The sequence below is a fragment of the Paenarthrobacter sp. NPDC091711 genome (assembly GCF_044756605.1).
In the GTDB taxonomy this organism is placed as follows: Bacteria; Actinomycetota; Actinomycetes; order Actinomycetales; family Micrococcaceae; genus Arthrobacter.
The window spans coordinates 168747-180255 of sequence record NZ_JBIVTF010000009.1 but is presented as its reverse complement, the minus strand read 5'-3'; the positions used below and the strand labels follow the sequence as shown (position 1 = coordinate 180255).

Annotated in this window: 12 protein-coding genes; 1 reads left to right on the top strand and 11 read right to left on the bottom strand. The window is 62.2% G+C overall.

Annotation, left to right across the window (positions count from 1 at the left end):
• Positions 1-215 (top strand): hypothetical protein (locus ACIQH5_RS15070; RefSeq protein WP_400404687.1); only part of this gene is annotated, 215 nt, incomplete at its 5' end.
• A 556-nt stretch (positions 216-771) separates the two neighbouring features.
• Here the strand turns inward: ACIQH5_RS15070 and ACIQH5_RS15065 are convergent.
• The 11 genes from ACIQH5_RS15065 to ftsH all read right to left on the bottom strand — a co-directional run bounded on the left by ACIQH5_RS15065 (position 772) and on the right by ftsH (position 11387).
• Positions 772-2304, bottom strand: a complete 1533-nt coding sequence (locus tag ACIQH5_RS15065) for a DHA2 family efflux MFS transporter permease subunit (protein ID WP_400404685.1) — start codon at positions 2302-2304, stop codon at positions 772-774.
• 105 nt (positions 2305-2409) lie between these two features.
• On the bottom strand, positions 2410-3312 hold the full coding sequence (gene panC, locus ACIQH5_RS15060) for a pantoate--beta-alanine ligase (protein ID WP_400404683.1): 903 nt from the start codon (positions 3310-3312) through the stop codon (positions 2410-2412).
• 5 nt (positions 3313-3317) lie between these two features.
• Positions 3318-4226, bottom strand: coding sequence for a Rossmann-like and DUF2520 domain-containing protein (locus ACIQH5_RS15055; RefSeq protein ID WP_400404680.1), 909 nt, complete (start codon positions 4224-4226; stop codon positions 3318-3320).
• A complete protein-coding gene (locus ACIQH5_RS15050) occupies positions 4219-5835 on the bottom strand; it encodes a PH domain-containing protein (RefSeq protein WP_400404678.1) in 1617 nt (538 codons plus the stop codon). Before ACIQH5_RS15050 ends, ACIQH5_RS15055 begins: the two co-directional genes overlap by 8 nt.
• Positions 5832-6344: a PH domain-containing protein gene (locus ACIQH5_RS15045; protein ID WP_062072465.1), complete on the bottom strand. Its 513-nt coding sequence runs from the start codon at positions 6342-6344 to the stop codon at positions 5832-5834. The genes ACIQH5_RS15050 and ACIQH5_RS15045 overlap by 4 nt, the downstream gene beginning before the upstream one ends.
• Entirely contained in the window at positions 6325-6846 is a 522-nt protein-coding gene (locus ACIQH5_RS15040) for a DUF3180 domain-containing protein (RefSeq protein ID WP_400404676.1), read from the bottom strand. The genes ACIQH5_RS15045 and ACIQH5_RS15040 overlap by 20 nt, the downstream gene beginning before the upstream one ends.
• Positions 6843-7388 carry a 2-amino-4-hydroxy-6-hydroxymethyldihydropteridine diphosphokinase gene (gene folK / locus ACIQH5_RS15035; protein WP_400404674.1) on the bottom strand — a complete coding sequence of 182 codons (546 nt, stop codon included), beginning with the start codon at positions 7386-7388 and terminating at the stop codon, positions 6843-6845. Before folK ends, ACIQH5_RS15040 begins: the two co-directional genes overlap by 4 nt.
• Positions 7385-7744 carry a dihydroneopterin aldolase gene (gene folB, locus ACIQH5_RS15030; RefSeq protein ID WP_400404672.1) on the bottom strand — a complete coding sequence of 120 codons (360 nt, stop codon included), beginning with the start codon at positions 7742-7744 and terminating at the stop codon, positions 7385-7387. Before folB ends, folK begins: the two co-directional genes overlap by 4 nt.
• A 12-nt stretch (positions 7745-7756) precedes the next feature.
• Positions 7757-8662 carry a dihydropteroate synthase gene (gene folP / locus ACIQH5_RS15025; protein WP_400404670.1) on the bottom strand — a complete coding sequence of 302 codons (906 nt, stop codon included), beginning with the start codon at positions 8660-8662 and terminating at the stop codon, positions 7757-7759.
• A gap of 6 nt (positions 8663-8668) precedes the next feature.
• Positions 8669-9307, bottom strand: coding sequence for a GTP cyclohydrolase I FolE (gene folE, locus ACIQH5_RS15020; RefSeq protein ID WP_400404667.1), 639 nt, complete (start codon positions 9305-9307; stop codon positions 8669-8671).
• Between the two features lie 10 nt (positions 9308-9317).
• Positions 9318-11387: an ATP-dependent zinc metalloprotease FtsH gene (gene ftsH / locus ACIQH5_RS15015; protein ID WP_400404665.1), complete on the bottom strand. Its 2070-nt coding sequence runs from the start codon at positions 11385-11387 to the stop codon at positions 9318-9320.
• Positions 11388-11509: the final 122 nt, after the last annotated feature.

Sequence of the window (11509 nt, the reverse complement as noted above, 5' to 3'; positions counted from 1 at the left end):
AAACAATCGGCATCAACAAACTTGGCACACTATTGAGTTCTCAAACAACAGGTCACTATTCCAAAGCAGTACCAACCAGAACCCTCACAGGTCCCAGAATCGCTCCGGAGCAACTTTTCAAACTTACCCGACCCAGCCGCACAAAGCAAACCAAAACCCGGGCCTCCCACACCAACCAGAAGCACACAAAAGCACTACCGGAACCGGTGAATTGAAAGGGAGTCGGTCGCTATCTTTCCGCATCAGCGGCGGCGACTCGAATAACTTTACACGCGCCCAACCCCCACACCAAATCCACACCAACACCACCCAAAAACCCCGCCAACACAACGAAAACAACCCCACCACACCCCAAAACCACCCCAAAACAACAACGACAAGTTCCAGTGAAGCCCGTCACACAAACCAACCACCGGACACCAGCCGACAACCCCAACAACCAACACGCCGCCGTCGAACCCCTAAAACACCAACGCACCCCCCCCAAAAAGTGAGAGAGCGACGCGCCCAAACCCGAGGGATGTGAGAGAGCGTCCAAAAGGGGGTGGCGGCTATCAGGCAGAGCGCCCCAACAGGAGGGACCACCGAGCGCGCAAGCGATAATTGCCGTCACCCACCTGCCGCCACAAACGCAAAAGCCAGCCACCGCCGTCGAACCTCACAGCCAGACGGCCGCCCCGTCGTTAAACAACAACGCTCCCCCACCAAAGTGAGAGAGCGATGTGTTCAAACCCGAGGGATGTGAGAGAGCGTCGGGGGGCGAACGGAAGTTTAGTGACCCCCGTGCCCTCCGGCCCCTTCGGTCTTGCGCATCATGGCGCCGAGGACCACTGCGGCTACGGCGATAATGGTCGCGGCCAGGAAGGCCGCCTGCATGCCGGCCACCAGACCCGACGACGCGGAAACCACGGCATAGATGGACACGAGCAATGCCGTACCAGCTGCACCGGAAACCTGTTGCGCGGTGCTGATGATTGCGGAGCCGTGGGAGTAAAGGTGCGGCGGAAGTGGGTTCAGGCCAGTGGTGAAGGCCGGAGTAAAGAGCAGTGCCAGGCCAAGGCTCAGGGTGACGTGCAGGGCAATAACCCAGCCAAGCGAACTTCCCTCATCCAGACGCGAGAACTGCCAGAGGGTGAGGACCATAAGCACCGAACCTGTGACGGTCAGCGGCAATGGACCCACCTTGTCGAAGATCCGCCCGATAACCGGTCCCAGCAAGCCCATGGCCAAACCACCCGGCAGCAGAGCCAGTCCGGTCTCCAAGGGCTGAAGGTGCAGGGTGTTCTGAAGGTACAGCGGCAACAGGATCACTCCGCCGAACAAGGCCATCATTGCAACGACCATCAGCAGGGTGGACACCGTGAACATGCGGAACTTGAAGGCGCGAAGGTCCAACAGCGGGGACTCGGACTTCTGAAGCTTGAGCTGCCGGAAGACGAACAGTGCCAAGCAGAGGACGCCAACCACCAGTGCAATGACGGGAACAACGCCGGCCTCGGCGCCGCCGATCTGGCTCAGGCCGTACACCAGGCCACCAAACGCAGGCACGGTGAGTATCACCGAGGGAACGTCCAGAGAAGTCTTCTCGCGTTCCCCCACGTTGGTGAGGTACTTGGCCCCGATCGCGAAAGCAGCCAGGGCAACGGGCAACACGAAGACAAACATGAAGCGCCACGAGAAGTTGTCCAAGATGATGCCGGAAACGGTGGGGCCCATGGCCGGAGCGACAGAGATGGCGATGCTGACGTTGCCCATGACGGCACCACGTTTGGACATCGGCACCAGCGTAAGGATGGTGGTCATCAGCAGCGGCAGCATGATGGCGGTACCACCGGCCTGGACAATGCGTGCCAGCAGCAACACCAGGAATCCCGGTGCCAGTGCTGCCATGAGGGTTCCGCCGCTGAAGAGTCCCATGGCCAGCATGAAGGCACCGCGGGTGCTCATCCGTTGCAGGATGAATCCAGTGGTGGGGATGACCACGGCCATGGTCAGCATGAAGCCGGTAGCCAGCCACTGCACGGTGGAAGCGCTCACCTGAAGGTCGATCATGAGTCGCTGGAGGGCGACGTTCATGATGGTCTCGTTGAGGATCACCACGAACGTGGCAACAAGCAACGTGACAATAACCGTGACGGATTCACGGGACATCTTCCCGGACACCGGAGCGTTCGAGACCGGGGCGTTCGAAACCGGCGCCTGCGACGCCGGGGCCTGCGGTGGTGCCGCCTCTGCGGAGGTGACGGTACCGGAAGCGCCGGATTCAGGATTGCCGTTGGCGTCGGACGTGACGTCGGTAGACATGAGGATTCCCCAAGGTTTGGATTTGGTGTCCGGCGATCTGTGCCGGTGAAGACTAAAACAGTCTAAACGCCCATCCAATTCCCGTCAGTAGAAAAATTCCTAACGCTAGGAGAACAAAGGTGCGTTGTCGATGAGCCGCACCGGCCCCACCTTGGCGGCGATGATCGCCAGACCCTCACCGCGGAAGGGGGTCTCCTTGCAGTTCTCTGCGAGCGGTTCCAGCGTGGTGGGATCAACGACGTCGAAGTAGTCCAGTTCCACCAGCGGCTGGGATTCAACAAGCGCGACGGCGGAATCGAGGTCAAGCGGTTGGTGCGCATTCGCGCGGGACTCAATGAGGCGTAAAGCCCGCGACAATACCAGGGCAGCGTCGCGCTCCTCATCCGAGAGGAAGCGATTGCGGCTCGACAACGCCAAACCGTCCTCGCTCCGAACGATGGGTACAGGAACGATCTCCACAGGGAAGTTCAGGTCCGCAACCATACGCTTCACCAACGCCAACTGTTGTGCGTCCTTCTGGCCGAAGTACGCCCGGTAGGCCGCCGTCGTGCCGTCCGCAGCAACTCCTCCCGGGAGTCCGTAATGCAGCAACTTGGCCACCACTGTGAGGGCGCCGTCGAAGTGCCCGGGGCGTGAGGCGCCTTCCCACTTATCGCCCAGGGGGCCGGACGTCACCCGCACCAGCGGCTGGCCGCCGGGATACACCTCGTCCACGGACGGCGCGAAAACCAAGTCCACGCCTTCGGCATCAAGCAGGGCCATGTCGGCGTCGAGCGTGCGTGGGTAGCGGTCCAGGTCCACAGCATCACCGAACTGCAAGGGGTTCACGAAAATGGTGGCCACCACCACGTCATTCTCCGCCACGGCAGTCCGGGCCAGGGCGGCGTGGCCTGAGTGCAGTGCGCCCATGGTGGGCACCAAGCCTTGGGAATGTCCGCCTTTAAGAGCCAGGAGCCGGGCACTTTCGGCGCGCAGTTCCGCCGCAGTGGTCACGAGTTTGATGGCCATGCTGTTCAGTTTCCTTCCGGCGCCTTGGGGTCGGTGCCCAAAGCTTCGTCAATCTCATCCAGTTGTTCCGGGCGCAGCAGTCCGCGGTTTACCGCCCGGCGGGCGGTGGCCTGCGCCATGGCTTGATAGGCCGCGAGTACATCGCCGCCCGCACCGCCGTCGTACTCTTTCAGAGCCTGGGCATGAGCCGTAACGGTGCCGACATCCCCACGCGCCACGGGACCGGTCAGTGCGGATTCACCGGAGGCAAGCGCGTTCTCCAGCGTCGCGCGCAACAGCGGGCCAAGCATGGACTCAGGATTCTCGACGCCGATCTCCCGCAGCATCTGCGACGCCTGCGCCACCAGCGTGACCATGTGGTTCGAGCTATGCGCGAGTGATGCGTGATAGAGCGTGCGATCGGCCTCAGCAATGGCCACGGGTTCCGCACCCATCTCCACCACAAGGGCCTGGGCGATCGGAAGCATGGCAGCGTCGGCCGTGACACCGAACGTGCAGTCCAGGAGCCGGGTCAGGTCCAAGCTCATGCCGGTAAAGGTCATGGCCGGGTGCAGGGCCAGCGGAATCGCACCCGCTGCCCGGACCGGGTTGAGGATTCCGACGCCGAACCGGCCTGACGTATGCGCCACCAGCTGCCCGGGCTGCCAGGCGCCGAGCTTGGCCAGTCCCGCGACCAACTCACCCAAGGCATCGTCAGGGACGGCCAGCAGTACCAGCTCGGAGCGTTCCACGATGTCCTGGATTTCCAGGACCGGAACGCCGGGCAACAGGGTCTCTGCCCGCTCGCGGCTCGCCTCGGACACAGCAGAAACTCCGACGACGGCGTGCTCGGCCGCGCGCAAAGCGGCACCAAGGACGGCACCCACCTTGCCGGCGCCGATGATTCCGACACCGAGTCTTCCTGGCCTAGCCATCGTGGCGTTCCTCCTGTTGTGGTGAAGTACGGGGATGCATGTCTGATTCCGGCTGCGCTGGTTGGCCGGGCTGCGCGGGTTGGCCGGGCTGCGCGGGTTCTTCTGCCAGAGTGGCGGCGACCTCCGGGGCTTGCGGAGCCACCTGAGCCAGCCATTGTTCGCTGGTTTGCCGCTTCCGTGCTTCCCTGGCCCGGGCAGACTGCTGATCGAAAAGTTCCACAGCCTGCTCTACGCCCGCTTGGAACACTCGCGGAGAAACGGGACCGGCAGTGGTGTGGAGGACAAGATCAGCCACACCGAATCGCCTCGCCCATGGGCCTTGGTGCAGGGCCATGGATTGCGTCCGCTGATGCGGAACCATCACCAGCGTGTGCCACCAGCGACCGGAACGGATCAGCAACGCCGTTTTGGTGGCAAGGAATCCGTTGCGTCGCCAGCCCAGCGGGGCCAGCAAGCGTGCACGGCGGGGAGTGGTTGTGAAGCCATCGCTCGTCGATGAGCTGGTTTCCACCGGCCCCAGCCCGTCAAGCCCTGCAGTGAATACCTGTTCCGGATCCTCAACTCCAGGATCAGGCAACACCAACGACATCATCCGCAAAACGTCCGGCTTCAGGCCAACGGGCAGCAGCATGGTGCGGGCAGCACCTTCGGTACTCCCTGACACTCCATACCCCGCGACGTTCACGTGGATCCGGTACCAACCGAAAACCCTCCACAGCGGCGGTTGGGTCACCATGAGCGCCTGAATACGTCCGGGTGGCACAGTCTGCGCCTGTGTATCCAGGAGACCGTAGCGGAGTCGGATACCGTCCGGCGAAATTGCCGCCGTGAAGTTGTAACCCTTGTTGAAGGAGCTCCAGTACGCTGCGCCGATTCCCAGGACGCCGGGGATAAGCGCCAGAAAGAGCGTCTGGTTCTGCGTGAAAACGGAGACTGCAACCACCACGGCCGCGCCCGCCAGGATTCCGACGGTCTGCTCGCTGAGAAGCAAGGACCCGACGAGACGGGACGGCGGCACGGACAACACAACATGCTCGGGAGCTTCCGGAATTTCCTCCGTGGTCTCTGGTCCGCTGACCACACCTGCCGCCCGCGCAAGGATGGTGGCACGCAGCTTTTTTGCCTTGTCCAGCGGAAGGTAAGCCAGGCGCACGGCCGATTCGCCGGCGTCGGCCACTTCAAACTTGAGTTCAGCGAGCCCGAAGATGCGTGCCAAAAGCGGCTGCACTATGTCGATTGCCTGTACGCGGTCCAGCCTGGCCTGCCGTTGCTGCTTGAACAGGAAGCCGGTGTTGACGCGGACATACCCCTCAGCCACTTGATAGCGGGTGAAGTACCAGCTGAGAATGAAACCGCCTACCGTCAGCAGTAACACCACGGCGCCGCCAGCCAGAAGCCACGGCACCCGGCCGCTGAGGTTCGGATCCATGAAATCCCGGCCCTGCAGCATCCGCTCGAAAGCATCACGGCCAAAGAAGAACCCGACGGCGGCAAGCGCCACCCAGCCCCGAACGAACGGTGACGCAGGGTGGACGCGGTTCCAATCGCCGTCGACCGTTGGTTCCGGCTTGCCAGGGAGGCTCTCAGTGGCGTCGTTCTCCAGGCTCACAGCCCGGCCAACCTGGCTTCTCCGCGAGCCGAAAGCTGCTCGCGCAAGCGTGCCCCTTCTGCTGAGGGAAGCCCAGGCAAGTGCGCGTTGGTTCCCGCCGAGGCCGTGTGGAGTTTAAGGGTGCACAGCCCCAGGCTGCGTTCAACGGGACCAACCGCGACGTCCACGTATTGCATCCGGCCGTAAGGGACCACCATGGTTCGCTGGAAGAAGATGCCACGGCGGATGAGGAGGTCGTCATCGCGCTCGGCATAGCCGATTGCACGTACTTGGCGGGGAATCAACACCAGCCGCCACAGCGCCAACACCAACATCACCGCGGGGACCGTGATGGCCAGCCACAACGGCGGCCACCGCCACCAGCCAAGCAGCACAAAAACAAGAGGCAAACTGAGGACCGCCAGCAAGATGACATTGCCGATGGCCCACTCCACCAAGCGAACCGTGACGTACTTCGGGGACACCCGCAGCCACTGGACGCCGGGAGGGTCAATCGCCTCGGTATGCATATTCGCCTTCACCTTTAGTTTCGCCGCGGCGGGTTTCCGGTCCGGCGGTACCACCTTCGAGATCCTCGGGTGGGATCCGGCAGAACCTCTCCACCACCACTCCGACGACAACCATTACCACGCCACCGCCACCCATCAGCAGGGCGTTCCACAGAACGCCCTCACCTCCGCGCAAACCGCCAATACGGAGAAGATCCACCGCGATCCCCGCATGCCAGCCAAGAAGCAGAGTCCCGGCGTAAGCGCAGGCCTGGGCCAGAATCAACGTCCTTGCCGCCAGGATCGGGTTGAGCAGGTTCTTCTTCTTGCCGTTGCGCCAACGCAGCACACGGATGCCCATGATCAGCGTCAGCCCGGCGATGACCGCCATGGTGATGAGCGCCGAGACCGGCAACACAGGGGTTGGCATGCTGAAACGGTTGGTGGTGAGTGTGGCCAACCAACCAATCACGGCGGCGATGACGGCGATGAGCAAAAGAACTACCGGGCGCATTGCCTTCATGACTGCTCCACTGCCCCGTTTGCCGGTACACCAGCCACGTCACCGAAACCGTCGAAGCGCCGGATGTCAGGCATGTCAGCGGCGACGGCGGCGAGTTCAGCCACGCTCCGGCCGTTCAGTGTGGCGTGCGGCTCCAGCAGGGACCACGGGTAGAGCACGAAAGCCCGTTCAGCTGCCCGCGGATGCGGAATGGTCAGAACGGGGTCTTCGCTGACAGTGTCGCCGAACAGGATGATGTCCACATCCAGCGTCCTGGGACCCCAGCGAACCTCACGGGTGCGGTGATGCTTCTGCTCGACAGCATGGCAGTGCTCCAGGAGCTCCATTGGAGTCAGCGTGGTCTCCACAGCCATGACCATGTTCAGGAAATCAGGTTGGCCCTCGGGACCGCCCACAGCCTTGGTCTGCACCACCGGCGAGACACCCAAGAGGCGCACCTCCGGCGGGTCCACCAGATCCGCCACGGCTGTGGAAAGTGTGTCGTTGCGCTCCCCCAGGTTGCTGCCAAGGGCCACGATGGCCTTGGTATAGCCGGCACTCATGGTCTCTCCCGATGGACGCTGACAGTTACGTCGCCAAACGGGACCTCGATGGGCGCCTTGGGTTTGTGAACGGTGATATCAACGGCCGCTACCTTGTAGTTCTCAAGGATGCCCTCGGCAATCCGGACCGCCAAGCCCTCAATGAGGTTCAAGGGCTCGCCCTCGATGTGCTTGGTAATCAGTTCAGCCACTTCACCGTAATGAGCCGTGTACTGCAGATCGTCCGTCTCAGCAGCTTTGGTGAAGTCCGTGTACAGCACGGCGTCCACAACAAAGGGCTGGCCGTCACGGCGTTCGAAATCGAACACCCCGTGATAACCGACGGCGGTGACGCCGGTCAGCGTGATCCTGTCCACAGCGGTATCCAATCAGCGGGAAATGCGGGCGGAAACCTTGACGGCGTCAAGGCTGGGGCCGACGTCGTGAACGCGGACAGCCCAAGCGCCCTTGGTGGCGCTCAAAGCGGTGATGGCAGCCGTCGCGGCGTCGCGCTCCAAGGGTGCAGCCGACTTTCCAGCCACTGTGAGAAGCGAACCGAGGAAGCGCTTGCGTGAAGCAGCAACCATCACCTTGTGGCCCAGCGAGAAAAGCTGATCCAGGTTCCGGAGGATTTCCCAGTTCTGCTCTTCATTCTTGGAGAAACCAACGCCGGGATCGATGATGATCTGCTCCGGCGCAACACCTGCCGCGTACAGCTTGTCGCGGACGCCGCTGAGCTCCGCCACCACGTCCTCGGTCACGTTGTTGTAGTCCGTGAGGCTGTCCATGGTCCGGGCGTCGCCACGGCGGTGCGTCAGGATGTACGGAACCTTGGTCCGGGCAACGAGCTCGGGCATGTCCGGTTCAATCGTCAGACCGGAGACATCGTTAATAATGGCCGCACCCGCCTCAATGGCAGCCGCCGCGGTGGACGTGTGCATAGTGTCGATGCTGACCAGCGCGCCGGCCTTCACCAGCGCCTGAATCACGGGGATGACGCGACTCTGTTCTTCCTCCGGAGAAACCGGTTCAGCGCCCGAGCGGGTGGATTCACCACCGACGTCGATGATGTCCGCGCCTGCGTAAAACATCCGCAGGCCGAGCGCGATGGCAGTGTCCGGTGTCCGGTGAGTACCGCCGTCGCTGAAGGAATCCGGGGTGACATTGAGGATTCCCATAACGAGCGTGCGATCCGTCGGCAGGTCCTCGAACCTGGCCGCGGGGCGCGGTTTACGGAGAATCGGCAACGGGCTTGTGGCCGGGCCGGTTCCGGGTGCTGCAGCGAGGGAGTCCATAGTGCTTTACCTTCCGAGTATGAGGCTCATGGCCTCGGCGCGGGTGGCCGGGTCATGGAGTTGACCGCGCACCGCACTGGTGACGGTCTTTGCGCCGGGCTTGCGAATGCCGCGCATGGACATGCACATGTGTTCACATTCGACGACGACAATCGCGCCGCGGGGGTTGAGGTGCTTCACAAGCGCCTCAACGATCTGCGTAGTGAGGCGTTCCTGCACCTGAGGCCGCCGCGCATAGATATCCACGAGTCGCGCCAACTTGCTCAGGCCGGTCACTTTGCCGTCATGTGACGGAATATAACCAACATGCGCCACTCCGTGGAACGGCACCAAGTGATGCTCACACGTGGAGTAGAAGGGAATGTCCTTCACCAGGACAAGCTCTTCATGGTCTAGGTCAAACGTGGTGGAGAGGACATCCGCAGGGTGCTGGTGCAGACCTGCAAAGACCTCGGCGTAAGCCTTGGCCACACGCTTGGGCGTGTCCAGGAGGCCCCCACGCTCAGGATCTTCACCTATTGCCAGGAGGATCTCGCGGACAGCCGCTTCAATGCGCGGCCGGTCCACTTTGTGGCCGTGCGTGGAGCCCGCGGCGGAACCGTGGGCGGCGGCGAGGTCGTCGTCGTCGTCGTCGAAATGAGTCACAGCAGAAAGCTTAGCCGTGATGCGGGTGGTCGTTGCCGCCGTCGGGCTGCGGGGCTTGGAATGAATCCTGGCTGCTGACTCCCTGGGCGTGCGGGGCTACGACGTCCAAAGGCTCGTCCAAGCGGGCCTTCTTGGCCTCTTCCTGGGCTTCGCGTTCAGCCTTCTCGGCGCGGCTCTCTACAGGAGGAATCGACTGCACCGGACGGGATTCCTTGGACAGCCAGATCTCGCGGAAATCGCGCTTCCGGATGTCGTGGAAGATGTCAGCGATTTCCTGCTGGTTCAGGGTTTCGCGCTCCAGCAGCTCCAAGGCCAACCGGTCCAGGACGTCGCGGTTCTCCGTGAGGATGGCGTAAGCCTCGTCATGTGCCTGGTCGATCAGACGACGAACTTCCTCATCCACAACGTAGGCGATCTGATCGGAGAAGTTGCGTTCCTGAGCGGCGTCGCGGCCGAGGAACGGCTCACCGCCACCCTGGCCCAACTTCACGGCACCAACACGCTCGCTCATGCCGTACTGCGTGACCATCTTCCGGGCCGTGGCGGTGGCCTTCTCGATGTCGTTGGAGGCTCCTGTGGAGGGGTCGTGGAACACGATTTCCTCCGCAACACGGCCGCCCATGGCGTAGGCCATCTGGTCCAGCAGCTCGTTGCGGGTGACCGAGTACTTGTCATCCTCAGGGATCACCATGGTGTAGCCGAGAGCACGGCCGCGGGGAAGGATGGTGATCTTGGTGACCGGGGCGGAGTTACGCAATGCGGCAGCAACGAGTGCGTGGCCGCCTTCGTGGTACGCGGTGATCTTGCGCTCGAGTTCCTTCATGACGCGGCTGCGCTTCTGCGGGCCTGCCATGACGCGGTCGATTGCCTCGTCCAGCGCGCGGTCGTCAATCAGGTTGGCATTGGAACGTGCAGTCAACAACGCAGCTTCGTTCAGGACGTTGGCCAGGTCCGCACCCGTGTAACCGGGAGTCTTCTTGGCAACACCCTTGAGATCGATTCCCGGCGCCATCGGCTTGCCCTTGGCGTGGACGTTGAGGATCTGTTCACGGCCAATCATGTCCGGTGCTTCCACGGTGATCTGGCGATCGAAACGGCCCGGGCGCAGCAGCGCAGGGTCCAGGACGTCAGGCCGGTTGGTGGCAGCGATGAGGATGACGTTGGTCTTGACGTCGAAGCCGTCCATCTCAACGAGGAGCTGGTTCAGGGTCTGCTCGCGCTCATCATTGCCGCCGCCGATGCCGGCACCACGGTGACGTCCAACGGCGTCGATTTCATCAACGAAGATGATGGCCGGGGAGCTTGCTTTGGCCTGCTCGAAAAGGTCGCGAACACGTGAAGCACCAACGCCGACGAACATTTCAACGAAGTCCGAGCCGGAGATGGAGAAGAACGGAACGCCGGCCTCACCGGCAACAGCGCGTGCCAGCAGCGTCTTACCGGTACCTGGAGGGCCATAGAGCAGCACACCCTTAGGGATCTTGGCACCAACGGCCTGGAACTTGGCCGGCTCCTGGAGGAACTCCTTGATTTCCTGGAGCTCTTCCACTGCCTCGTCAGCGCCGGCGACGTCAGAGAAGGTCACCTGGGGCATGTCCTTGTTGACCAGTTTGGCCTTGGACTTACCGAACTGCATCACCTTGGAGCCGCCGCCCTGCATGCGCGAAAGCAGGAACCAGAAAAGCACACCCAGGAGCAGTACAGGGATCAGCAAGGAGAACAAACCGGAGAACCAGTTATTCTCCACCGGCTGGTCCGTGAAGCCCTTGTCCGGGTTGGCGTTGGTGACAGCCTTGACCACGTCCGGACCACGATCCGTCACGTAGAAGAACTGAACGTTCTTGCCCTTGTCCTGGCCATCCAGGTTCAGGTTGTCCTTAAGCACCAGGTCAACGCGGTTCTCGGCGTCGAAAATCTTGGCCTGCTCAACCTTCCCGCTTTGGGAAAGGAGTTCGAGGCCTTCCTTGGTGTCAATGCGCGTGGAACCGCCCGGAGCCAGTGTTGCGAATGCCACCAGGAGCAAGCCAACAACGACAACAATCCAGATGCCCGGGCCCTTGAAGAAACTCTTAGCTTTCATCTGATCGGGGTTTTGCCCCGTCCCTCCTGGTAGTGCTGCAAGGCGCAACTTCTGCGCGCGAGTGGTGCTGCTTCAGTTTCAAGCTATACACCGTTCCCAGTAATTCACGCATTGGAAAGTGC